The following is a 25,138-nucleotide window of genomic DNA, read 5'->3' on the forward strand; positions in this document are numbered from 1 at the left end:
AGGAGAAAATTATGAAAGAAAAAAAGGCCACAAAATAGCAGCCTTTGATGTTCCAATGTTACTTGGTGCGGAAGTTAAGAAATCTTCACTTTGTTTACCAATGTGGAAACGATTTCTTTCTCTTTGGCGATAATTGCTGGGTTAACGTCCGGCGCATTAAATTTGGCGTCCCTAATCAGCTCTAAAACGCCTTCTCTTTTTAAGCCCCCAGCGCCAATAATCGCAGAAATAATATACATCGTTAATTCAGAGCGCACCTGCAGGTGTTTCGCCACTCCTTCCAGTTGCTGAATTCTGGATTCAAAACTTTCAATTCGTTGTTCGTTTGACATGTTAATTCCTTAACCAGAGGTAATCAGCCATCCCTCATTTTCGTGTGCGTCCATGACCTAAACATGGACGGGCTGAATACCTAACATAACCAGGGGTTTAAATAAGCAACATCCTGATATTCGAACAGTAGCGCCAGCGTGCGCGTTATTTTGCAGGAGTATTTATGGCCGACGTGTACGACTGGCCTGATGATATCTGCCCCTCGTCCCTGACCTGGCGGCTTGAAAGCAGTACCCGCACTTTCCGCTCTCCCTTCAATGGCACCTCCCAGACCGTCCGCACGCCCGGCTCCCGCTGGGTGTGTTCGCTGACGTTCAGCAACCAGAGCGACGCGCAGGCCCGGCGCATTGAAGCGCTGCTGGCGGCGCTTGATGGTGAGTACGGGCGCGTCAGGCTGCGCGACGGGGGCAGGGAGGGGCGCAATCCTGCGGGCGCGCCGGTGGTGTCTGACCCGAACCAGTCGGGCGTGCTGCTTTTCTCCCGCGGCTGGGCGGCGTCCAGACTGGTTCTGCGTGCCGGGGATTACATCACGGTGAATGACGAACTGAAAATGGTAACAGCAGATATCACCAGCGCCGCCGACGGCACCGCCACCATTCAGATTGCGCCGATGCTGCGCAACCCGCCGCCGACAAACGCTGTGATAGAGGTGGCTGCGCCGTACGGCATCTTCAAGCTGAAGGATAACAGCCAGGGCAACGCCTCCCGCGTGCCGGGCGTGTTTACCAGCTTTACTCTGGAATTTGAGGAGGCTTTCTGATGCTGTACTCCCCCTTTTCCGGGCAGATGGTGGATTACCTTTCCCGCGACCGCGTGACGGCAGTCATTGCCGCGCAGGTCCAGTTCGAGTCAGGTACCGCTTACGTGCATTCCGGTACCGGCACGCTGGTGCTGGGTGGCTACGTCTATTACGGCGTTGGCGCACTGGGTGCGGTGGATGATGTCCAGGAGTCCGGCACGACAAGCCCCACGCAGCTCAAACTGACGCTTTCCGGGCTCGACCTGTCGCTGTTCGCGAAGACACTGAACGAGCGATGCGTGGGCCGCCAGGCGGAAATCTACCTTGTGGCAATGGACGATTCCGGCGTTGCGCGGGTGGCAGACCTGATTTTCAAGGGCAAAGTATCTTCCACCGGTGCGACCGCTGGCGAAACCAACGCCCTGCAGTACACCGTTTCTAACGTGTTTGAAGACTGGCAGCGCCCTTTCCCGGATCGTTATACAGATGAGTCGCACCAGGCCGCGCAGCCCGGCGATCGGCTGTTCCGCTACGTGGCGCAGATGGCGGAGCGCCCTATTTACTGGGGCAGCAAAAAAGACGCGCCGGGCTTTACCTATTCGTGAGGACACATGAAACACCCGGACTGGCATAACAGATTAACCGCCGTGATGAAGGCCGCTGAGAAGCGGCCTTTTTTATGGGGCGAGCACGACTGCTGCCTGTTCGCGGCAGACTGCGCGCAGGCAATGTGCGGCGAGGATTTCGCCGCTGAGTGGCGCGGCACCTACAGCAATAAAACCGGCGCAAAGAAGGCGATCCTGCGCGGTGGCGGCACGCTTGAAAAGGTGCTGGCGCGTTATCTCGATGAGGTGCCGGTGAAGCTGGCGCAGCGCGGCGATATTGCCGTGGTGGAAAACGCCGGTACCCGTTGCGCCGGTGTGATATACGGCGGCGCCGTATGGGTGCCGGGTGAAAACGGTCTGGTCTGCCTGCGGGTGAAACCGCTGAGCGCGTGGAGGGTTCGCTGATGCCTGCTGCCATTCCGATTGTTGCCACAGTCGCTGCGGGTGTGGCGGCCGTTAATGGCGCCACGGGTATTGCCCTTGCTATCACCATCGCCGCGCAGGTGGCGACCATGGCGCTGACCAAAAAGCCCTCGCTTGATGCTTACCGCGATAACTCCGAACGCAAGCAGGTACTGCGCGCGGCGGCCAGTCCGAAAACGGTGGTTTACGGCCGCACGCTTTCCGCCGGCACACTATTTTTTGCTGAGGAGCAGGCGGGCACCCAGACCGACGGCGAAATGCTGCACCTGGCGATCACGCTGGCCGGGCATCCGCTCAGCAGCACCGGTAAGGTTCTGCTCGGCGATGATGAGATAGGCATTTACGGCGATTACGCCACGTATGAGGTGCACAACGACCGCCAGACGGCAGACCCCTATATGCTGGCGAACTGTGCATCGTGGAAGCCCGACATGATCGGGCGCGGTATCGCCTGGCTGCGACTGTCGCTGAAATTCAACGCAGAGAAATTCCCGTCCGGCATCCCTAACGTGCGCGTGGAGAAGTTCGGTCGTCTGGTTTATGACCCGCGCACCGGGCTGAAGGGTTACAGCAACAATGCTGCGCTGTGCATCCTGGACTATTACCGCACCTACCTGAAAGTGCCGGACAGCGAAATCAACTTCGATCAGTTTCAGGAAGCGGCCAATATCAGCGACGAGCTGGTAAGCCGCGCCGACGGCACTATGGAGCGGCGGTATACGCTGAACGGCGAGTTCGACCTCTCCGAGAATAAGGCAAGCATTCTTGATGCGATGCTGGCCGCCTGCGCCGGCGAACCGACCTATGTCGGCGGAAAACACGGGATACTGGTCGGCGCCTATTATGGTCCCGCCACGGAAGTTATTACTGAAAGCCAGATCGCCGGTGATATCGAAATTATGCCGGAGGTGTCGCAGTCCGAACGTGTGAACACCATCAACGGCACCTTTATCGATCCGCAGCAGAACGACTCCGAAGTGGACTTCCCGGCGGTTTCCGTTTCTGAGTGGGTTGCCGAAGACGGCGTGGAAATCAGCCAGGATCTGAAGCTTCGTTTTGTGACCAGCGAGTTTCAGGCGCAGCGCCTGGCGGATATCAGGCTCAAGCGCACCCGTATTTCCCGCACCATGAACGTGCCACTGAACCTCAGCGGGTACCGCTACCGTCCGGGCATGTACGTAAAGGTGCATTTCCCCTCGCTCGGTATCGTGGACGTGGAAATGCGCGTCACCGACTGGAAATTCGGCGTGCAGAACGGCGTGCAGCTGACGCTGAAGCAGGAAACGGCGGATGTGTGGGGCGACGCCATCGGCAAACCCATCACCCGCCCGGACTTCACCCAGCTTTCACCGGGCGGTGCCGCGCAGCCGCAGAACCTGCGCTATACGGTCGAGGAAATCGGCCAGGTGGTGCAGGGCGTGCTGTCGTGGCAGAACGTCGGGCAGGTTGCCTATAACCAGGTAATTATCCGCCGCGACGGTGTGCCGGTGCTGTCCATTCAGGTGCCTGGTTCGTTCACGCGTCTGACCGGACTGTTGCGGGATACCTATACCGCGCATGTGGTGGCAGTGAGCTATACGGGCGGCCACTCGCCGGAGGCATATCTCGAATTCAGCATCGAGGCGCCCCCGCCACCGAACAAAGTGGACGTGGAGCAGGGCTATTTTGCCATCACGCTGATCCCGCGCCTGGCAGAAATCACTAATGTCTCCACGCAGTTCGATTTCTGGACCAGCGGCGAAACCCGACTCGCTGACGCCTCCACCGCAACCGTTGAGGCAAATGCCAGCCGCGCCGGCATGGGTGCAATGTGGACCAGTAACGAGTTGCAGATCGACCACACCTATTACTGGTACATCCGCACCATAAACGCTTTTGGCGCGTCAGCGTTCGTTGAAGTGGCCGCAGTCTGCACCACGGATACCGGCGATTTACTGGATCAGATAGCGAAGGAAATAAGCGGCTCTGAGGCTTTCCGGAACCTTGAGCGGATAATTGATACCAGCACGGACGCTATTATCGAAAACGCCCTTGCAAACGACGCTGATGTGCAGCGCCGCCGCAAACAGGACGGCAAGGTTTCGGCTGAAATTCTGCGCATTGATACGCTGATCCTGACCAACGATTCTGCCTATGCCGAGAAATTTGAGCAGCTGACGGCGGTAGCAGATGAAAACAGCGCTGCTGTGCAGCAGGTATCCAGCGCCTACGCCGATCTCAACGGCAAGCTTTCTGCACAGTGGGGGGCAAAGGTACAGGTGGACAGCAACGGCCAGGCCTATGTGGCGGGCATGCAGCTCGGGGTTGAAGGGAACGGCGGAAACGTGCAGAGCTATTTCCTGGTCAGCGCCAATACCATGGGCTTCTATAACCCGTACAACGGCAGCATGAAGCTGGCGATGGCGATTAAAAACGGCCAGGTATTCCTGAACGAGGCTCTGATTGACTATGCCTCCATCACGCTCGCAAAAATCGGCAGCTGGTATTCAGCCAACTATGTTCCCCGACAGACCGGAACGATGATGTCTGCCGACGGGTCGTTTGAGGTTAACGGGTCCATTTCAGGCAGCGGGCGCCTGATGATCACCAATAACCTGATCGCCTGTTACGACGGGGCAGGCAATATCAAAATCAAACTGGGGTACCTGAAATGAGTGATTTCGGCCTGCAGGTGTTCTCCTCGTCGGGCAAGGCGATAAACGTTGGTGATGCCGCGCCGCTGCAGTTCGTCCGGCGGATTGACCGCAGCGAGGTAAACCTGAACAGTGGCGCATCCAGCACGTTTGACTTCCGGGGTGCTGTGCCTGCCGGGGTACAACTCGTTGTGTGGACTGACGTCTGCGCCGCCGTCCTCGAGTCTGCAACCGTGATCGGCTACAACGTGCAGCCGATCAACATCGATGTTAATGACCGGGTTGTCACTATCTCCCTGCCGGGATTCGGCACTGGTAACTGGGTATGGCCTGCCAGCAGACAGCCCACGGCGTTCTGGGTGCTGGCGATATACCAGCAGCCGGTGACGAACGATGGCTGGGGCCTTTATGTGGCGCAGGGCGGCGCATTCCCGGCGGTGGTTAACTCCGCGGCCAGTCTGTTTCTGACCCAGACGTACAGCGGCCCCTTTACCGGCACGCTGCAGCTGAACTGTTCCGGGAACGCGATGGTGTTCTGTAACTGCCCGGCGGAAAGCATCGGCCTTTACTTTGACCGCAACTCGCGCCAGCTCATCGGCTACAGCAACTGGGGTGTGGTGGGCGGATTCAGTGTGCAGCTGAACGTCTGCGTTTTCGATATTAAAACCCCGACAATTCCCGACTGGGGGCTGATGATTTACGGCGCCGATGGGGGTGTCAGCTTTACCTCAGCAGAAACGCCGTTGGTGGTGCGCCAGTGGGCCTCGCTTCCCATGTACTACGGCAACTGGAGCGCTTTCAGCGCGCCTGGCAACATGCCCATGATCCAGCCTGCCAGCATGGGCGCGAAAACCACAAACAAGTCCGATACATGGCAGGTCAACCTTGCCATGAATAACAATTCTCTCGGCTATGGCCCCGGTCTGCGTTATCTGCATGTCGGCACAAACATGCTTCCTGATGTGGAGGCTATCCCCTACACAGGTAAAGCGGTACCTGTTATCTGGGGTTCCGATTACTTCTGACCACGCCCTGCCACGCAGGGCTTTTTTATGGAGTGAATATGTCTGCATGGTACAGAAGCGGCACCATTGCTGTTGCCGGGAAAACCGTAACCGGTACTGGCACGAACTGGACCGATAACAAAATGGGTATCGGCCCGGGGCAGGCGCTGCTTATCCCCGGCGCCGGTACCGTTAAGGTTTATGAAATCGCGCGCGTGGACAGCGCCACGCAAATCACCCTCAATGATGACGCTGGAACCGTGGCTGCAGGCCAGGCCTACGCCATCATGAGTTTTTACGGTGACAGCGTGCCGGATTTTGCCCGCCGCCTGTCTGCGCAGCTCAGTTATTACCAGAGCCAGATGGATGGCTGGCAGGAAATCATGACTGGCACGGGTAGCATCACGCTGGAAGCGCCTGACGGTACGCAGGTCACTGTCAGTAGCTTTAAAAAGCTCACTGATGATATGGCGGGCAAAGCCGACAAGGTTGATGGCGCCGTTCCTGTGTCTGAGGGCGGAACCGGGTCCACTACTGCCGCCGGTGCGCTGGCTAATCTTGGCGGTGTGGCGAGTACAGATTCGCGCCTCAAATCTGTAGACGGAAAGTCAGGCGGGAGCATTTCCTCTCCGGTAAGCGTCTCCGGCGGTATTTCAATAGTCACACAGTCGAGCAGCTACGCTGATTTTAACTTTATCTATCCCACCACGCTGAAAAAGATGGCTTACGCCTTCTGTGAAAATTACGGTGACATGGTTTTCGTCACAACCGCCGCGACGGTAGTGGGTACTGAAAAATACTTCTCAATGCGCCAGAACGGTAATTTTAATACCCAGGGAAATATCAGTTGCGTCTCGCTGACCCAGACATCTGATGCAGACAAAAAAGACCAGATAGAAACGATACCGGATGCCAGAGCGAAAACCAGAGAATTGCGTGGAGTGACTTACGTTCTTAAAGAATCAGGCATGCCAGCGGCAGGTGTCATCGCCCAGGAATTAATGCCGGTGCTTCCTGAAGCAATCGGCGCCGTGTTCGATGATTATGACCAGTATGAAGAGGTCGAGGAGCAATACGAGGTCGAAACCACAGGCGAGAACGGCGAGCCAGTCACCGTCACAGAAACGAGGATGGTCACCCGGCTGAAAAAACCTCGCGATGAAAGCAAACGCAGCTATACAGTGGACTACGCAGCGGTCACTGGTCTGGTGCTCCAGACTGCGGTAGAACTCGATCAGGCTGTGCTGGTCATGGAACAGAAGCAGGCAAATATGGAGGCATTCTTGAAGACGCTGGGATACGAACCGGATACAAATTATACAAGCAGTAGCTCCAGCGAAGAAAATCAATAGGCTGCTATAGCTTGATCCTCCTCTCTTTTAAAACTACTGTAAATATAAACAGTGTTTTATCAGGGGAGGATAACAATGCACGCAGCAGTACCAAAACTCAAATTAGAAGAAATTTGCGGCGTTAACCGCAGCTCATGTCTTGTAGAAACGCAATCCGGCTACGCAATCATTCAGCCCGATATGATGCCGAAGGAAGGCGCGCGCGTGTTGGTGGCCGCGCTCGGTCAGTTGCAGTTCGCTGTGGTAATGGGCGGTGTGCTGATAACTGAAGATGGCGAGAGTATTGAAGGCGACGCGCTAGAAGATGTGAATGTTGTGGGAGTGGTGACGTTTTTCGTGAACGGCGCCATCGCGTTTACTGATGAAAATCCGGTGCTGTGATGTTTGCGCTGGTGGACGTGAACAGCTTCTATGCAAGCTGTGAGACAGCGTGGCGCCCGGATCTGAGACATAAGCCGGTAGTGGTTCTGAGCAATAACGACGGCTGTGTTATCGCGCTTTCTGCCGAAGCGAAAGCTATAGGGATTAAGCGGGGCGCACCGTATTTCGAACAGCGTGAGCTGTTTCGCCGGCACGGCGTTGTGGTGTTCAGCAGCAACTACGCTCTTTATGGCGATATGTCGCAACGGGTGATGACGACGCTTGAGGCGATGTGCCCCCGGGTTGAAATTTACAGCATCGACGAGGCCTTCTGCGATCTGATCGGGGTAAGAAACTGTCGAGACCTGGACGAGTTCGGGCGGGAGATACGTGCCACTATTCGTCAGCATACGCTGCTGACTGTCGGCGTAGGAATTGCCCAGACAAAGACACTGGCGAAACTTGCGAACCATGCGGCGAAGAAATGGACCAAAACCGGTGGAGTGGTTGACCTGTCGAACCAGATACGACAGCGAAAGCTGATGGCGCTGGTTCCTGTCGAGAATGTATGGGGCATTGGCCGGCGCATCAGCAAAAAACTTGAAGCGATGGGCATTAAAACTGCTCTTGAGCTGTGCGATACCGATATTCGTTTTATCCGCAAACACTTCAGCGTGGTGCTGGAAAGAACGGTGCGGGAGCTTCGCGGCGAAAGCTGCCTCGGGCTGGAAGAATTCGCGCCAGCCAAACAGGAAATCGTCTGTTCCCGCTCGTTCGGCGAGCGCATCAGCGATTACCAGCGCATGCGCGAGGCGGTCTGTTCGTATGCGGCGCGCGCGGCGGAGAAGCTGCGCAGTGAGCATCAGTATTGCCGCTACATTTCCACCTTCATTAAAACCTCACCGTACGCCGCCGATCCCTTTTACGGGAATAGCGTTGGCCAGCGGCTGCTTACACCCACCCAGGACACCCGCGACATTATCAATGCTGCCGTTCGCTGCCTCGATCACATCTGGCGCGACGGTTTCCGGTACCAGAAAGCTGGGGTGATGCTGGGCGACTTTTTCAGCCAGGGCGTCGCGCAGCTTAATCTGTTCGACGATAACGCACCGAAGCCAAATAGTGCCGCGCTGATGTCAGTAATGGACACGCTGAATATGAAAGACGGAAAGGGCACGCTCTATTTTGCCGGTCAGGGGATTACGCAGTCCTGGCAGATGCGGAGGGAAATGTTGTCGCCGTGCTACACGACGCGCCTTGCTGATGTGCCGATTGCGCGTGCGAATTAAACAGGAAAAAGGCCCGTCACACTACGGCGGGCAACAAATTTCTAAAGACGCTTCAATCATCTCGCCTGCCTGTACGTGTGGCAACTAAGCAAATTCTAAAAACGGGGCGTTCAGGAAGAAATGACAGAGGTTTTACCATCATTTTGCCATCATTTTACCATTGCCAAATCGCAGGCATAAAAAAACCAACCGCAACGGGTTGGTTTTTTTGGGATTTTTTGGTCGGCACGAGAGGATTTGAACCTCCGACCCCTGACACCCCATGACAGAAGGCTGATCCTGTCAAAAATTAATCTGTAGCAATAGTGTTAAATTGGCCTAAAGAAATAGCACCTTTTTCAATAACTTCCAAGTACCTGATTTTTATGCTTGTATTATTGGATAAAGCATCAGTGAGCGCTGTTAATTCACCTTGAGTTATCACGTCAGCTGAAGCTTTGATAGTGAAGACATCCGCATTCGAAACTCTCACAACGTTAATATTTATATCTTGGTTCGTTGGTCCAGTTCTGGTAACGCCTTTCACAAAGAAAGTATCCGTTTTTTCTAAGCGTTCTCTATCTACAGCCTGACGACCATTAAATTTATTAAGCTCCTCGCGCGAGAGTTGCTCATTACCGAGAGTTACTGATTCAACGGTGGGATCAGCTGCGAGTTGCTTAACTAAGGCGCTTTTGCCAGCCTGACCATGATTGATTACTTCCTCACTGGTCGCTGATCTGCCGTTTATTTTGTAATCTAATGTTGCAGTGATTGCTTTATTAATACCATCAGAAGTGGTTTGAGCAATTTCCACCTGCCTATCGGTTGCATGTTTTTCAGTCTCGGCATTTTCAGAAATGTAGTGATATCCACAAGTGCTGGCTGCGCCAACAATTGCAATTACAACCAACATCTTTTGCCAACCAGTCATGCCATTCATAGAATCCCGTAGAAAACTAGTCACCGCGTTTATGATCTTATCAGTAACACCTTCAGCGTCACTTGAACCTTCGCTAATATTGAAAACAATATCAAGCCTTTGCTTATCTTCATTGGTCAATCTTTGAAGATTTTGAGAGCCATACCTTATGGTAGCGAACGCGCGCTGAATTTCCTCATTGAGCATCGACATCCCAAACAGCATGGCTGAAGTTATAGAGGAATGGTAACGCTCACCTTTTACATTGATATCAAGAACAGGCCAGCCTTCAAATTTAACATTTGGGAAGATAAATTCTTTAGTTTCCAGCCCTTCCCAACTTTTAACGTTCTCAAGAAAGCTTAAGAAATCTTCTTCGCTACGAATCAAAAAGTCCGCAGTTGCGTCCATATGCATACCCTTATCAAGTGTTTAGCCAGGCTCAATTCGATGAAAGATAAGCAGTTAAATTTGAGACTGGAAATGAAAAAAAGCCCGCATTAGCGGGCTTTTTCTTAGCATTGGAGCCGCGGCTCCTTTGCGTATCCTTTTTTGTCCCTTCTGCGTCTGGTCGCTGTCCGGGTAAAGTGGCTAACTCTATGTTTTTAAAGCCTCTGTCCTGCCACTGTCCATGTTTATTTGGTGGAGCTGGCGGGAGTTGAACCCGCGTCCGAAATTCCTACATCCTCGGTACTACATGCTTAGTCTGGTCTTTACATTCGCCTGGCAGCTGCGGACAGACACGCCACTACCAGACTAGCCTGATTAGTTTTAACGCTTCAACCCCAGGCAGGGCATCCGCGCGATCTCTTTTGGGTTTGACCTCTCTTGATCCCCGTCCTAAGAGCGGAGGCTAGGGAGAGAGGGCTCTGAGCAGGTTATTAAGCTGCTAAAGCGTAGTTTTCGTCGTTTGCGACTATGTTTTTGCGGTTTTTTTACGAGGCCTACCGCACCTCGGCATGCACCTTGGGTTTCGCGAATCCCGTCGAATCCAGAATCAGCCCCAGAAGTGTAACGCTAAGTATAGCAGAAACCGCAGGCGCCACGCCAGTCCATATCGCTACGACTTTCAGGCGACAAAAAGGCGTTCTTTTGAACCATGACTTGCGCACTTAAAAAACAATCAATTATCTCGGAATTATCTTAATAATAACGCAGCGGCAAAATATATTGTATTTTTGATAACCCTGAAATAACTGGTATTAATTATTTCTACAGTGGTAATCGATATATTTTTACGTTTCTTTAAGTTTCGGTGATTTTATTCAAACGGTGATGATTCCAGAATGAATTAATTAACCCTATATAAATTATTAAGCCTCTCTGAAACAGATAAGCGGAGCGACGATTCAGCGCACGGTTTTTTGCTTTTTATTCGAAAAAAACGCGTCGTAACGTTGATGAAATCTGAAACGTTGATTATACATTTCAATATGTAACTTTTTTACCGTTTCGCTTAAGTAAACTTTAATCATATATAAAACAATAATTTATACATTTTCGTCTCCCGCCAGGAATGACCCGTATGTGTAGTGCCTCTTAAGAGGTACCGCAGGTTCGCTGACGTGATTTTTTCGCGTCATAGTCGCGCGCAGTAATGTTTTTACAGCGAGAGGAAATAAGTAATGGCCGTGCAAAATAGCCTTCCCGGCACCGTAGATGTCCTTAACCAGCAAACAGGGGATGTGGTCATTCATTATTCCCAAAGCGCTGACCGAATTGTAAATTTAACCCAGACCAGCGTAGTAAGAATTAATGCCTCGCCGGAGTCCGTTAATTCTTATGAGCGGCAAGGCAACGACCTGATTGTCCATATGCGGGATGGCACTACCGTTCGATATCAAAACTTTTTCCGCCTGGATGCGGAAGGCTTGCACAGCGAACTTGTCTTCCAGGATGAGCAGGGCGTGCATCACGCGCTGTTTCCTTTCGCAACCGATGCGGGCCCGGCGACTGCCGAGGCTATTGTTCCCACGTTCGCAGATACCACAACGGAGGCGCTGATTGGCTCAGAAGGCGTCTCTACCGCTGCGGTGCTGGGCGGCGTGGCCGCCGTGGCGGGGATTGCGGGCATCGCGATTGCCGCAGGAGGTAGCGGTGGCGGTGGCGGCGACAACGATAACAACACGGGCGGCGGCGACAATGGAACTGGCGGCGGCAATAACGGCGGGACTGGCGGCGACAATGGAACTGGCGGCGGTGATAACGGCGGGACAGGCGGCGACAGCGGAAATGGCGACGGCACCGGCGGCGGCGACAACGGCAACGGCGGCAACGGCGGCAACGGCGGTACCGAAAACCCGCTGCCGACAGACGATCCGCCGCTTCCTTCAACGCTTATCGTTAACCCGATTACTGACGATAACATCATCAACGCTCAGGAACGCACGCAGGATATCGTCGTTTCGGGCCGTACCGAGGCGGATAACGCCGGTCTGACGGTGGTCATCACGCTCGGCGGCGTGACTTACAGCGCCGTGGTCAACAGCGACGGCACCTGGAGCGCAACCCTGCCCGCCGCGGCGTTGCAGGCATTGGCCGATGGCAGCAACCCTCTCACGGTCACGCTGGTAGACGCTAACGGCTTGCCGACCACCCAGACCATCGACCTGACGGTGGACGCCACCGCGCCGACGCTGGAGCTGACCGATTTCACGCCAGCGGGCGTGCTGGATGCCAGCCAGGCCGCCAGCGATAAGCTGGTGCGCGGCTACACCTCGGCGCAGGACGCCGGGCAAACCGTTACGCTGACGCTAAACGATCAAACCTACACCGCGGTAGTCAACGCCGACGGCAGCTGGCAGACTACGATTCCTGCCGCCGCGCTTCAGGGCCTGACCGAAGGCCAGCAGTACACGCTTGGCGTCAGCCTTACCGATGCGGCGGGCAACACCACCACCGCAGAGCAATCCTTCACGGTTAACTTCACCGTACCGGTCGTCACCATTGACCCGGTGGGCGGCGACAACGCGCTGAACAATGCCGATCTGCAACTCTCGCAAATCGTCACTGGCGACACGCAGAATATTCCGGTGGAATCGCTGATTACCCTGACGCTGGGCGCGCGGGTTTACTACGCCCGTGTGCTGGGCGACGGCAGCTGGAGCGCCATTATTCCGGCGGCGGATTTCCAGGCGCTGCAGGATGGCACTGTCACGCTGACCGCCACCGCGCTGCTGCCCAATAACACCACCGTGGATATCACCTCCAGCATCACCATCGACCGCGCCCAGACGGGCATCGCCATCGCCATTCTCTCAACGGACGACAACCTCAACGCGGCGGAGTCGACCCAGCCGCTGGAAGTGCGCGGTCTAACCACCGTAAGCGGTCCGGGCGTTGTCGTGCAGGTGAGCCTGAACGGCAAAGTGTATAACGCGGTGGTCGATAACGCAGGCAACTGGAGCGCCACCATTCCGCCGGAGGATCTGGCGCTGTTGCAGGACGGCCCGCGCGATATTACGGCAACCGTGGTGCTGAATGACCAGAGCGCCCAGGATGTGCGCACGCTGAATGTCGCCATCAACCATCTGCCGCAGCCGGTGGTGAACACGCCGTTTGGCGACGGGCTGCTGAGCGCGGGTGAAATCCAGCAGGATCAGACCATCAGCGGCAACACCGGCGTGACCGGCAGCGGCCAGAGCGTAGCGGTGCAGGTAGGCGGCCAGAATTACACCGCGCCGGTGGATAACGAAGGCAACTGGACGATTATCGTACCCGCAAGCCAGCTGCAAACCCTGCCGCAGGGCGAGGTGCCGGTGACAGTGGTCGTCACGGATAGCGCAGGCAACATCGGCAACACGACGGTTACCGCCACGCTGGACACCACGCCGCCGCTGCTGAGCGTGCTGCCGCTGACCAGCGACGGCAAGCTGAACGCCGAGGAGTTGACCACCACCCAGACCCTGAGCGGCATCAGCACCGAGCCGGGCCAGACGGTGACAGTGACGCTCAACAACCAGACCTACACTGCGGTTGTGGGCGACGATGGCCGCTGGCAGATTGACCTGCCCGCAGAGGCGCTGGTCGTGCTTGGCACCGGCGACTATCCGCTGGTGGCGAGCATCAGCGATGCCGCGGGCAACGTGACCGCCGTCACCCAGACCATTAGCGTGAAAGCCACGCAGCCGGTCGTTAACGTTAACCCGCTCACCGACGACAACGTGCTGGATGGCGCAGAGATCAAAACCGCGCAAACCCTGACCGGCAGCGTAACCGACGCGGCGCCAGGCAGCACCGTTACCGTCTCTTTCGGCGGCTGGTTGCAGAGCGTAACGGTAGACGCCAGCAACAACTGGCGCGTTGACGTGCCGGTGACCGTCTTGCAGGCGCTGAGCGAAGGGGTGAACACGCTCCAGGTGAGCGTGACCGACACCTTCAACCAGTCTGTCACCATTCCTTATCCGGTGACGGTAGACACCACCACCGACGCGGTGGCGATCAGCATTATCTCTGCCGATGATTATCTGAACCGCGTAGAGGCGGGTTCGCCGCTGATTATCCAGGGCACCAGCGCCGGCCTGCCGGTCGGCACCGCGGTGACGGTGACTTTCAATAACGCCACCTATAACGCGACCGTTGACGCCAGTGGCAACTGGCAGACGGAAATCCCGTCCGCAGCCCTGCTGGCTATCACCACCGATGGCGCTTATACCGTGCAGGCGACGGCGCAGCTCCCGGACGGCACGGTTACCGATCTCCACACCCTGAATGTCTTAATCAACAACCTGCCGGAGGCGACTTCAGCGCCGCTCTTCGGCGACGGCGTGCTTAGCGCTGGCGAAGCCGGACAGGATCAGGTCATCACCGGCACAACCGGCAACGCGGGGGCAGGGCAGAGCGTGAGCGTCACGCTGGGCGGCCAGGTTTACCAGGGCACGGTAGACAGCGAAGGCAACTGGAGCGTAACGGTGCCATCGGGCGCGCTGAGCGGCCTGACCGAAGCGCAGTCGCCGGTGCCGGTGCTGGTTTCCGTCACCGATGCGGCAGGCAACGCCGATACGCTGGATACCCAGTTCACCGTTGACGTTACGCCGCCGCAGGTTAGCGTCAGCGCGTTTGCCGGTGACGATTTCCTGAACATCGCCGAAGCGGGGGTTGAGCAGACGCTGACAGGCGTTGCGGCAGGGGCAGAAGTCGGTTCGCCTGTGGTGGTGACTATTAACGGCGCAACCCTGAACGGAACGGTGACGGGCGCAGGCGGTGAATGGACAGTGACGGTGCCAGCGGAAGTGTTGCAGTCGCTGCCGAACGGTCAGGCGGTCTTTAACGTGACCGCGAGCGACGCCGCAGGCAACAGCGCCACCACCACGCATACCATCAGCGTGGCGGCGGATGCGACTCGTCCGCCGCTCCTTACCATTAACCCGGTGACCAACAACAATATCATCGACGCCGCTGAGCGCGACGCGGGCGTGACGCTGACCGGCACCACGCTTAACGTACAGGCGGGCCAGCAGGTTACCGTCACGCTTGGGCCGCTGCTGTCCTGGAGCGGCGTGGTCGACGCCGACGGCAACTGGGCGGTCACTGTTCCGGCGAGCGCGCTGGCGGGGCTTAATAATGGCAGCTATACGCTGGCCGCTTCCGTTACCGACGCGGCGGGCAACCCGGCAACCGACAGCCGTGATTTCACCGTCAACACCGATCTCAGCGCTATCGTTGTCACACCGCTGACCGGCGACGACAGCGTAGGGCTTGGCGATATCGCCAGCGGCCTGACTATCAGCGGCGTGACGGTAAACGTTGAGCCGCAAAGCCAGATTATCGTCACGCTGAACGGCAAACAGTACACCGCCACGGTACAGGAGGGCGGCGCCTGGAGCGTTATCGTGCCGCAGACGGACGCCGCGCTTATCAGCGACGGCACCATCACCCTCAGCGCGTCAACCGTGGATGCGGCAGGCAATGCGGTCTCCACCACCCATGATTTCACGCTGATCACCACCGCGCTGCCGGTTGTCACGTTGAACACGCCGTTTACCGATGGGGTGCTGAGCGCTGCGGAAGCGAACGCAGGCGGTACGCTTGGCGGCTCTACCGGCGTGACAGGGGCAGGCCAGACGGTCACTGTGCTTATCGGTCAGACAGAATACCCGGCGACGGTGGACGCCAGCGGCAACTGGTCGCTGACGCTTGCGCCGCAAGTGCTTCAGGCACTCGGCGACGGCACGCTGCCGCTGACCATCACCGCGACCGACGTCGCAGGCAACCAGAACGTGCTGCAAAGTTCGCTGGTGGTCGATAAAACCGCGCCGGCGCTCACCATCAACGACCTGACCGATGACAACATCGTTAACGGCATTGAAGTGACGCAGCCGCTGCAAATCACCGGCACGGCGACCTATGACCCGGCGAACCCGCAGCAGGTGGTCGTGCAGGTCAACGGCCAGACCTATACCGGGCTGGTGCTGAGCGACAACACCTGGAGCGTCACGCTGCCTGCGGGCGCGCTGAGCGGGGCGATTGACGGGCCGGTCGCGGTGACCGCGACGGTCACCGATTTCGCCGGCAACAGCACGACCGAGACCGTCAGCTTTACGCTCGACGCTTCGCCGCTGAACGCCCCTGTGCTGCAAATCGACCCTGTCACTGGCGACGATTTCCTGAACGCCGCTGAAGTGGGCGTGGCCTTCACCCTTACCGGCACCACCGAGCGGGTGGAAGCCGGGCAGATCGTTCGCGTTACGATCAACGGCCAGACCTACGAAGGCGCGGTGCAGGAAGGCGGGGCGTGGAGCGTAGAAATTCCGGCCTCCGCCACCACCGGCATTCCTGACGGTTCGCTGCCGATAAGCGTGACGGTGACCGACCTTGCCGGCAACCCGATCACCGTCGATCGTCCGGTGAACGTCGTAGCGCAGCCAGGATCGCTGCCGCAACTGACGGTGGATGTTGTCGCGCAGGACGATGTGATCAACGCCGCCGAGCGCGGCGCGGATCTCACCCTCACTGGCACCTCGCAGAACCTCGCGGCCGGTACGCCGGTTACCGTCACCTTCAACGACGTTACCTATAACACCACTACCGACGCAAACGGGCTGTGGAGCGTGCTCATTCCCGCCTCTGCGCTGGCGGGGCTTACCGACGGCGTAACCTACACCATCACCGTCACGGCCACTGACGCGGCGCAGAATCCGGCGGTGACAACCCAGGATGTGCTGGCCGATTTCAGCGGCCCGGCTATCGCTATCACCCCGGGCAACGTCTTTGACGATGGCCTGCTGAACGTGGCCGAATCGGCGGTGGATCAACTGCTGACCGGCACCACCGCGCCGGGCGCGAACGTCGTGCTGCTGGTGGACGGCCAGCCGATTACCACTGCGGTTGTGGCGAACGAAGAGGGCAACTGGACGCTGGTCATCCCGGCGGCGCAGTTGCAGGCGCTATCAGGCGACGGCGTGGTATTAACCGTGCAGGCGACGGATGCCCAGGGCAACGTCAGCACGTCGCCGATAACGGTGAATGTAGGCAACGATGTGCTGCCGACGCTGACCTTTAACCCCATTTCCGGCGACAACGTGGTTAACACCCCTGAAGCGTCCGATGTCTTCCTGATTACGGGCACCTCGACCGGCCTGGCGGTAGGGACCGCCGTCACGCTGACTATCGGCGGCCAGACCTATACCGGAGCGGTGACCGCCGGGAATACCTGGAGCGTGAACGTGGGCGCGGACGGCAGCGCGCTGCTTTCGGCGCTTGGCAGCGGGCAGTTTACCGCGACGGTCTCCGCCGCTGACGCCTACGCTAACCCGGCCACCAGCAGCGTGACGCTGGAACTGGTGCTGGAAACGCCGACGGCCACGCTGCCGGAAACGCTCTTTACGGATGATTTCCTGAACGCCGCCGAAGCGGGGACAGGCCAGACGCTGACCGGCTTGACCGGCCTTGCCGGGCCGGGGCAGACGGTGTCGGTTTCCATTGACGGCGGCGCGCCGATTGTCGGCACGGTCGACAATACCGGCTTCTGGTCAGTGGCGCTGACGCCAGAGGTGCTGGCGGCGCTTGCCGACGGCGACCATTCGCTGACCGTGACCGTCACCGACCGCGCAGGCAACACCGACACCAGCGAGCCGCAGGGCTTTACCAGCTTCGTAACCGCGCTGCCGCAGCCTGCGCTGACGGCGCCGCTCTTTGGCGACGATGTGCTGACCGTGGCGGAAGCGACGGGCGACTATACCTTTACCATCAATACCGGCGTGACGGACCCGAACCGTCCGCTGACCGTGACGGCGACGCTCAACAACGGCGCGCCGGTTACCGCCACCTCAAATGGCGACGGCATCTGGAGCGTCACTATTCCGGCGGCGCAGCTTGCGGCACTGCCGGACGGCGAAATTCCGCTGAATATTGTAGTGACCGACGCCGCAGGCAACAGCGTCAGCCTGCCGGAGAGCTTTACTGCCGTAATCAACAACGTGCCGGATGTCACCGTTAACCCGGTGTTTGGCGACCAGGTGCTGACTAACGCGGAAGCCAGTGCGGCGGCGGGGCAAACTATTACCGGCAATACCGGGGCGACAGGCGCCGGGCAGACTGTCACCGTCACGCTCACGGTGAATGCGATTACCTGGACGGGCACCGCGCAGGCCGGGGCTAACGGCGACTGGGCCGTCACCATACCCTCTGAAGTGCTGGCGTCTCTGCCTTCCGGCACCACACCGACCATTACCGTGACGGCGCAGGATGCGGCAGGTAACAGCGACACCGCTGAGCCCGTCACCTTCGCCGTTGAAACCACGCTGCCGACGCCGACCATTGACCCGCTCTTTGGCGGCGACAATATCCTTAACATCGCGGAAGCGGCGAGCGACACGGTCATTAGCGGAACGACGGGCGTAACAGGGCCAAACCAGTACGTGACTGTCACCCTGAACGTTAACGGCACAACCTATGTGGCGAGCGTGGACGCCAGCGGCGCCTGGCGCGTGCCGCTGCCTGCCGGTTCGCTGCAGGGCCTTGAGAACGGCGCGCAGGTGCCAGTGATTGTGACGGCGCAGGATCAGTACGGCAACAGCACCACCCTTGAGCCCACGCCGTCGTTCCTGGTGGCCTTTACGCCGCCGACCGTGACGCTGGACCCGGCGCTGACGCCAGCGCTGGCGGACGGCTATCTCAACATTGCCGAAGTGGACAGCGCGCTGACGCTTACCGGGGCTTACACCACGCCAGTCAATACGCAAACGCCGGTTATCACCGTCACCATTGGCGGGCGGGATTTCCCGGCAACCGTCGTCAATGGCACCTGGAGCGTAACGCTTGCGCCTGGCGCGCTGGACGGTATCCCGAACGGCCCGCAGAACATTACCGTCAACATAACCGATGCGGCGGCTAATACCGGCGTGAGCATTACGCCTGTCACCGTCGCCCTGGCTGAGCCTGCCATTACGGTCAACGCGCCGTTTGGCGACGGCGAGCTGGACTGGGTGGAAAGCCAGCAGGGGCAGACCATTACCGGCTCCACCACGAGTGTGGATGTGGGCCAGACGGTAACGGTGACGCTCTCCGGCCAGACCTTTACCACCACGGTGCAGCCGGGCGGAACCTGGGCGGTGGCGCTGACCCCGGCGCAGCTCGCCACGCTGCTTAACAGCCCGGAAAGCGGTTCGCTGGTCGCGACCGTTACGGACGCGGCGGGCAACCCGGCCGCCAGCGCGCCGGTCGCCGTCACCTATGATCCTGTGCGTCCTGATTTCAGCGTGAGCATCGACCCCATCACCGGCGACGGCTTCATTAACGCAGGCGAACTTGGCGCCGGGATTATTACGGTTACCGGCAGAAGCACCGGCTTTGAAGGAGGGACGCTGGCGGTATCGCTGAACGGCGCACTGCTGGACAACGTCACGGTTAACGCCGACGGCACCTGGGCTATCGACGTAGCAGCCAGCAGTTTCCCGACGGAGGGCGCTTACACCCTGACCGCGACGGGCATCGATCCTTCTGAGGCGGAAATTACCGGTACGACCGCCGTCACCGTCGATGTTACCGCGCCGCAGGGGTTAGGCATCAACGTGGTGGCGGGGGACGATCTCCTCACTCCCGCAGAAACCGGCGAGCCGCTGGTGATAAGCGGTCAGGTGAACGCGGCTGAAGCGGGCCGTCTGGTTACCGTCAACCTTAACGGCGTGAACTACTACACCACGGTGAACGGCGACGGCACCTGGAGTGCGACGGTGCCGCAGAGCGCGGTGGACGCGCTGGCAAGCGGCAATTACGTGGTGACGGCAACCGTAACCGATGCCGCAGGCAACGTATCAACGGCGGAGCGTCCGCTGACGGTGGATGTGGACGCGCCGCTGCTGACGGTGGATGCGCTTGGCGTTCCGGCGGTGCTGAACACGGTGAACGCCGCGGGCGGCCTGCTGCTCTCTGGTACGGGCGAGCCGGGCGAGACGGTCAACATCGTCCTCGGACCGCTCTCCACCACCGCGACCGTGGATGAGTTCGGCAACTGGACCTACACCTTCCCGCAGCTCGATCTCACGACGCTGACCGACGGCGCGCAGGTCATTCAAATCTCCTCCACCGATGCGGCGGGCAACACCTCCACCAACCGGGTGGCGCTTAACGTGGCGCTCAACCAGGGGCTGGGCGTGCTGGTCGACGATCTGTTCGGCGGCGACGGCATTCTGAACGTGGCCGAGTCGCTGGTGACTCAGGTGCTGACGGGCCGGGTGGATGGCGACTATCGCGGCGCGACGGTTACCGCGTCCATTATCGGCACTGACGTGAATATTCCGCTCGCGCCGGTACTGGCCGGGGACGGCTCTTTCACCATCGACCTGCCGCCGAGCCTCTGGCAGGGGCTGATTGACCAGACGCTGCAACTGAACATCGGCGTAACGGATGCTTTCGGCAATACCAGAAATGAGATTGTCGACTTCAACCTGGCGCTGAGCGACCTGCCGGTGGTGGGCAGTGTGCTGGTCGGCCTCGATAACATTATTAATATCAACGACCTCGCCAGCGGCACGGGCCAGGTGATAAGCGGCACGCTCAGCAATGCGGCTGACGTGACGTCGGTGGTGGTTCACGTCGCGGGCCAGACGCTGAATGCGGTGGTGGACGCGGCGACCGGCGCCTGGACCGCTACGCTGCCGACGACGCTGCTAAACGCGCTGCCGGCGGGCGACACCGCGTTGCAGGTGCAGGTGACGGATACGGCGGGCAACGTGCTGAATACCGGCGCGAGCTTCACGCTTGCCAACGTGGCGCCGACGATCGCGCTCGCCCCGCTGTTTGGCAACGGCGTGCTCAGCGTGCCGGAGCTATTGAATGGCGTGATTAGCGGTACTTCTACCGGCCTGAACGGTCAGAGCCTGACCGTGCGCATCGGTGACACCGAGGCGATCAATGTGGTGGTCGGGCCGGACGGCGCCTGGTCCGCTAACCTCCCGGCGGCGGTGCAGAATGCGCTCCAGGCGCTGGGCAGCGGCAACGTGGCGGTGAGCGTGACGGCGGCGGACGCCTATGGCAACGGGGCAACAGCGGGCACCAGCCTGACGCTCAGCCTGATTGAACCGGTGCTGAACACCGTCTCGGTCTTTACTGACAACCTGCTCAACGCCGCCGACGCGCTGGTCAGCCAGACCATCACCGGCTCCGTGGGCCAGGCGGCGGCAGGCTCGCTTGTCGCAGTGCAGATAGGCAACCAGACCTTCAACGGGACGGTAGGCAGCAATGGGCTCTTCTCGATTCAGGTTTCGCCGTCGCAACTGGCCAACCTGACGGACGGCAGCCTCGCAAGTCTTATCACCATCACTACGCCGGAAGGCAACAGCTCGACCACGGAAGGCCCGCTGGTGAATATCGGCATCGGCACGCTGCCGACGGTGGCTATCACTTCGCTGCTGGGCGGCGCAGATGGCTTCCTGAACGCGGCGGAAGCCGCGGCGGGGCAGGTTATCAGCGGGACAACGAACCTTGCCAGCGGCACGGTACAGGTGCTGGTCAACGGCACTGAACTGCTGGCGCCGGTGGTGAATGGCGTCTGGTCGGTCGCCGTGCCTGCCTCGCTGTTGCAGAACCTGACTAACGGCGCAGTGACCGTCACGGCGCAGGCGGTCGACGCAGTCGGCAACGTGGCGAGCAGCGGCACGCAGGTGGTGAACGCCATTATTCAGAACCTGCCGCAAATCGCGCTCAACCCGGTGTTTGGCGACAACAACCTGAGCCTTGCCGATCTGCTGAATCCGCAGGTGCTGAGCGGTACCGCCACTAACCTCGCGGCGGGAACGCAAATCAACGTGGCGCTGGGGCCGTTAAACCTCACCACGACGGTGGCGGTGGACGGCACCTGGCGCGTGCCGGTCGGCGCCAGCCTGCTCCAGACGCTGACCGATGGTCTGCTGAACGTCTCGGTAACGGCGGTTGACCCGGCGGGCAACCCGGCAAGGGCCACCGGCGGGGTGAGCGTGAATATCGGCGCGCTGCCGACGCTCGCTATCACGTCGCTGTTTGGCGATAACGGGCTGAACGCCAGCGATATTCTCAACGCGCAGGTGATCACCGGCACCAGCACCAACGCAGTCGGCTCGCTGGTGAACGTCTCGCTTGGCGGCAAGAACTACACCGCCACGGTGGGCAGCGACGGCAACTGGCAGGTTACTGTGCCGAAAACGGACCTCAGCGGCCTGCTCGACGGCACGCTGACGGTCAACGCGTCGGTGGTGAACCCGGCGGGCAACAGCTCCACGACCAGCGGGCTGCTGAACGTGATTACCCACTCGCTGCCGTCGATTTCGCTGACCTCGCTGTTTGGTAACGACAAATACCTGAACGTCAGCGAAGCGACCTCAGGCCAGGTACTGAGCGGGAAAATCAGCGGCGCGGCGGACGGCGCTTCCGTGGTAGTGAACCTTGGCGGCGCTAACTACAACGCGACCGTAAACAGCGACGGCACCTGGTCGCTGCCGGTGGCCAGTTCAGTGCTTCAGGGGCTGACCAACGGCGCGCTGAAAGTGGGTGTGACGGTCACCGATAAAGTGGGCAACACCAATACCACCAGCTCCGACGTGACGGTGAAACTGACCACCCCGACGCTGACCTTTAACCCGCTTTCTTCGCTGAACCTGGTTTCGCTGCTGACCAATGGACTGACGCTGCGCGGCGGCTCCACCAACCTCGCGCAGGGCTCGGTGGTGCATCTGTCGCTGCTCAACGGCACGGTCAACACCACGGCTATCACCGATGCTAACGGCAACTGGAGCACCACACTGGGGCTTGGGCTGAACATCCTGCAACTGCTGTCGCTCTCCAGCGTACTGAACATCTACGCCACGGACGTGGCGGGCAACACCGGCTACCTGAATGTCGGGCTTGGCGGCAACATCATCTCCACTACGCCGCCTGCGGGCGTAAGCACGCTCTCGGCAGAGTCGGACGCGGCCGCCTTCTCACTGCTTAGCGCGAGCGATGAAAACAGCAGCCTGGCGGGCGACGACAGCCAGCAGACCGGAAACGAGAACCTGCTTGCCAGCGCCAGTGCGGTGCGCGATGACGTGCAAAGCGCTGCGGTGACGACGGAAAGCGCGACGGTCGCCACAACGGAGGCGGACGGCGCTTACACCATCGGCGGCCTCAGCATCGACCTTGCGGACGGCACGTCGGTAAGCGGCGAGACTGTGCAGGGCAGCGCGGGCAACGACACCATCCACCTCGCCTCGCTGGGCTTTACCCAGATAGACGGCGGCGCGGGCACCGATACCCTGGTGCTGGATGGCGTCAACCTGCTGCTCAACCTGACGGAACTGGCGGGCAAAGTGCAGCACGTTGAGATAGTCGACCTTGGCAAATCGGGCACCAACGGCCTGACGCTGGATGTGCATCAGGCGCTTACGGTTACCGACAAGCCGGAAGACGATCTGGTGGTGAAAGGCAGCGCGGGCGATCAGGTGAACCTGATCAACGGCGCCGGGGATGTCTGGGAGGTGAGCGGGCAGCGGGAAGTGGACGGCGTGCAGTTCGACGTTTACCACAACAGCTCGCAGACCACGACGCTTGGCGATGTGCTTATCCAGCAAGGGATCCACGTTAATCACGTGTAATGCAACAGGGCCTCAGGGAGGAGGCCTTCATCTTTATTTTAACAATATCACCACGACGCCCAGGCGGGCATAACTAAGGTGGAACCATGAAGCAAACCGAAGCGCGCCACAGGCGGCTGGGGCTTTCCGTGTGCCTTGCGGCGGCCCTGATGGGAGTAAACCTGAACGTTTATGGAGAGGAGGCGTTTCAGTGGCAGACAGCGCCAGGCGAACAGCTCCAGGCGCAGCTATCTATAAAGGAGGCGATACTGCGCGCCTTCGCCCGCAACCCGAAAATCGCCCAGGCGGCGGCGCAAATCCGCGTTGGCAAGGCCAACCTTGAAGAAGCCGAAAGCGCCTGGTTTCCACAAATCTCTTTGCAGGGAAACGTCGGGCGCAGCCATCGCACCGACTCGGCAGGCTCGCTCAACAGCAACGCGGCGGGCGGCGTTAACCTCAAACAGCTTCTCTACGATTTTGGCAAAACCGGCGGCAGCATCGATGAGCAGGAAAACCTCACCGAAGCTTACCGCTACGGCCTTTACGACACCCTCAACCAGGTCGGCATGCAAACCCTGCAGGCCTATTTACAGGTAAAACGCTATCAGGCGCTGGCGCAGGCGGCGCAGCGCAACCTTGATTCGCTTCAGAGCGTGCAGGAGATGGCGAACCTGCGCTCGGAGGCGGGCTTAAGCACCCAGTCGGACGTGTTGCAGGCGCAAACCCGCATCGCCGGCATGAACGCAAGCCTTGAGCAATACCGCGCGCAGACCCGCTCCGCACAGGCGGCGCTGAGCGTGCTGACTGGCGTGGTCTCCGACAATCTGCCGGACCTGCCGGAAGATCTCATGCGCCAGAACATTTCGCTGAAATCCCTTCCATACGAGCAGAACAACGCGGTGCGCGCCGCCCAGGCGAAACAGCTCGCCGCCGAGCAGCGCATTCGTCAGGCGCAGGCCCAGCACTGGCCGACGGTCTCCGTGCAGGCGGGACGCACCCGTTACCAGAACGACAACGGCGACTACTGGGACGACGAAGTGCAGCTGGTGTTGGATGCGCCCATTTATCAGGGCGGGGCGGTCAGCGCCCGCGTCGACGCCGCCGAAGGTGACCGCGCCAGCGCCCGCGCCGACGTGGAGGCGAGCAAGCTCGACATTAACCAGCGCGCCGCCACCGCCTGGGCGGATCTCACCGGCGCGCAGCAGCGCCAGCAGGCGGGCGAGCAGCAGCTTAACAGCGCCGAACGGGCGCGGGGCGTTTATCGCGACGAATATCGTCTGAGCAAGCGCAGCCTTAACGACCTGCTGAGCATTGAACAGGATGTGTTTCAGGCCGACACCTCGTCGATTACCGCCCGCTACGATGCGTGGGATGCGGCGGTGCGCTACGCCGGCGCCGTGGACAACCTGCTCGACATGCTCGGCATTGAACGCACCCGGATGACCGGCGATACCCTGCCGACGCTCTGAGCGCTG

General features: G+C 59.3%; 12 protein-coding genes and 1 other RNA gene. 10 read left to right on the forward strand and 3 right to left on the reverse strand.

The window, feature by feature from the left end:
• Window positions 1-74: 74 nt before the first annotated feature.
• Window positions 75-332 carry a hypothetical protein gene (locus MT962_RS12535; RefSeq protein ID WP_048888261.1) on the reverse strand — a complete coding sequence of 86 codons (258 nt, stop codon included), beginning with the start codon at window positions 330-332 and terminating at the stop codon, window positions 75-77.
• 164 nt (window positions 333-496) lie between these two features.
• On the opposite strand from MT962_RS12535, the gene MT962_RS12540 reads away from it, so the two are divergent.
• The 8 genes from MT962_RS12540 to MT962_RS12575 all read left to right on the forward strand — a co-directional run bounded on the left by MT962_RS12540 (window position 497) and on the right by MT962_RS12575 (window position 8,738).
• The gene (locus tag MT962_RS12540) at window positions 497-1,093 is read left to right on the forward strand and encodes a hypothetical protein (RefSeq protein ID WP_247365747.1); all 597 of its coding nucleotides are present in this window, start codon (window positions 497-499) and stop codon (window positions 1,091-1,093) included.
• On the forward strand, window positions 1,093-1,677 hold the full coding sequence (locus tag MT962_RS12545) for a hypothetical protein (RefSeq protein ID WP_024559089.1): 585 nt from the start codon (window positions 1,093-1,095) through the stop codon (window positions 1,675-1,677). The genes MT962_RS12540 and MT962_RS12545 overlap by 1 nt, the downstream gene beginning before the upstream one ends.
• A 6-nt stretch (window positions 1,678-1,683) precedes the next feature.
• The gene (locus tag MT962_RS12550; protein WP_247365748.1) at window positions 1,684-2,082 is read left to right on the forward strand and encodes a hypothetical protein; all 399 of its coding nucleotides are present in this window, start codon (window positions 1,684-1,686) and stop codon (window positions 2,080-2,082) included.
• A complete protein-coding gene (locus tag MT962_RS12555) occupies window positions 2,082-4,754 on the forward strand; it encodes a DUF1983 domain-containing protein (protein WP_247365749.1) in 2,673 nt (890 codons plus the stop codon). Before MT962_RS12550 ends, MT962_RS12555 begins: the two co-directional genes overlap by 1 nt.
• Window positions 4,751-5,758, forward strand: coding sequence for a DUF6453 family protein (locus tag MT962_RS12560; RefSeq protein WP_247365750.1), 1,008 nt, complete (start codon window positions 4,751-4,753; stop codon window positions 5,756-5,758). Before MT962_RS12555 ends, MT962_RS12560 begins: the two co-directional genes overlap by 4 nt.
• Before the next feature lie 38 nt (window positions 5,759-5,796).
• A complete protein-coding gene (locus MT962_RS12565; RefSeq protein WP_247365751.1) occupies window positions 5,797-7,089 on the forward strand; it encodes a tail fiber domain-containing protein in 1,293 nt (430 codons plus the stop codon).
• Window positions 7,090-7,164: 75 nt separating this feature from the next.
• Entirely contained in the window at window positions 7,165-7,470 is a 306-nt protein-coding gene (locus MT962_RS12570; RefSeq protein WP_247365753.1) for a hypothetical protein, read from the forward strand.
• Complete coding sequence (locus MT962_RS12575; protein ID WP_247365755.1) at window positions 7,470-8,738, forward strand: Y-family DNA polymerase; 1,269 nt, start codon at window positions 7,470-7,472, stop codon at window positions 8,736-8,738. The genes MT962_RS12570 and MT962_RS12575 overlap by 1 nt, the downstream gene beginning before the upstream one ends.
• A 289-nt stretch (window positions 8,739-9,027) precedes the next feature.
• On the opposite strand, the gene MT962_RS12580 is transcribed toward MT962_RS12575, so the two are convergent.
• Both MT962_RS12580 and ssrA read right to left on the reverse strand, forming a co-directional pair.
• Window positions 9,028-10,050 (reverse strand): hypothetical protein, encoded by a 1,023-nt coding sequence (locus MT962_RS12580; protein WP_247365757.1) that lies wholly within the window; start codon window positions 10,048-10,050, stop codon window positions 9,028-9,030.
• 229 nt (window positions 10,051-10,279) lie between these two features.
• Window positions 10,280-10,644: a transfer-messenger RNA gene (ssrA, locus tag MT962_RS12585) on the reverse strand.
• Between the two features lie 620 nt (window positions 10,645-11,264).
• Here ssrA and MT962_RS12590 point away from each other — a divergent pair.
• Both MT962_RS12590 and MT962_RS12595 read left to right on the forward strand, forming a co-directional pair.
• Complete coding sequence (locus MT962_RS12590) at window positions 11,265-23,684, forward strand: Ig-like domain-containing protein (protein WP_247365758.1); 12,420 nt, start codon at window positions 11,265-11,267, stop codon at window positions 23,682-23,684.
• Between the two features lie 149 nt (window positions 23,685-23,833).
• A complete protein-coding gene (locus MT962_RS12595; RefSeq protein ID WP_247365777.1) occupies window positions 23,834-25,132 on the forward strand; it encodes a TolC family outer membrane protein in 1,299 nt (432 codons plus the stop codon).
• The last annotated feature ends 6 nt before the right edge of the window (window positions 25,133-25,138 follow it).

The sequence above is a fragment of the Franconibacter sp. IITDAS19 genome (assembly GCF_023079515.1).
Classification (GTDB): Bacteria; Pseudomonadota; Gammaproteobacteria; order Enterobacterales; family Enterobacteriaceae; genus Franconibacter; species Franconibacter pulveris.

What these genes read in the sequence shown, in the direction of transcription:
- MT962_RS12535 (WP_048888261.1), bottom strand. Translation starts at nt 332, where the DNA reads ATGTCAAACGAACAACGAATTGAAAGTTTTGAATCCAGAATTCAGCAA.
- MT962_RS12540 (WP_247365747.1), top strand. Translation starts at nt 497, where the DNA reads ATGGCCGACGTGTACGACTGGCCTGATGATATCTGCCCCTCGTCCCTG.
- MT962_RS12545 (WP_024559089.1), top strand. Translation starts at nt 1,093, where the DNA reads ATGCTGTACTCCCCCTTTTCCGGGCAGATGGTGGATTACCTTTCCCGC.
- MT962_RS12550 (WP_247365748.1), top strand. Translation starts at nt 1,684, where the DNA reads ATGAAACACCCGGACTGGCATAACAGATTAACCGCCGTGATGAAGGCC.
- MT962_RS12555 (WP_247365749.1), top strand. Translation starts at nt 2,082, where the DNA reads ATGCCTGCTGCCATTCCGATTGTTGCCACAGTCGCTGCGGGTGTGGCG.
- MT962_RS12560 (WP_247365750.1), top strand. Translation starts at nt 4,751, where the DNA reads ATGAGTGATTTCGGCCTGCAGGTGTTCTCCTCGTCGGGCAAGGCGATA.
- MT962_RS12565 (WP_247365751.1), top strand. Translation starts at nt 5,797, where the DNA reads ATGTCTGCATGGTACAGAAGCGGCACCATTGCTGTTGCCGGGAAAACC.
- MT962_RS12570 (WP_247365753.1), top strand. Translation starts at nt 7,165, where the DNA reads ATGCACGCAGCAGTACCAAAACTCAAATTAGAAGAAATTTGCGGCGTT.
- MT962_RS12575 (WP_247365755.1), top strand. Translation starts at nt 7,470, where the DNA reads ATGTTTGCGCTGGTGGACGTGAACAGCTTCTATGCAAGCTGTGAGACA.
- MT962_RS12580 (WP_247365757.1), bottom strand. Translation starts at nt 10,050, where the DNA reads ATGGACGCAACTGCGGACTTTTTGATTCGTAGCGAAGAAGATTTCTTA.
- MT962_RS12590 (WP_247365758.1), top strand. Translation starts at nt 11,265, where the DNA reads ATGGCCGTGCAAAATAGCCTTCCCGGCACCGTAGATGTCCTTAACCAG.
- MT962_RS12595 (WP_247365777.1), top strand. Translation starts at nt 23,834, where the DNA reads ATGGGAGTAAACCTGAACGTTTATGGAGAGGAGGCGTTTCAGTGGCAG.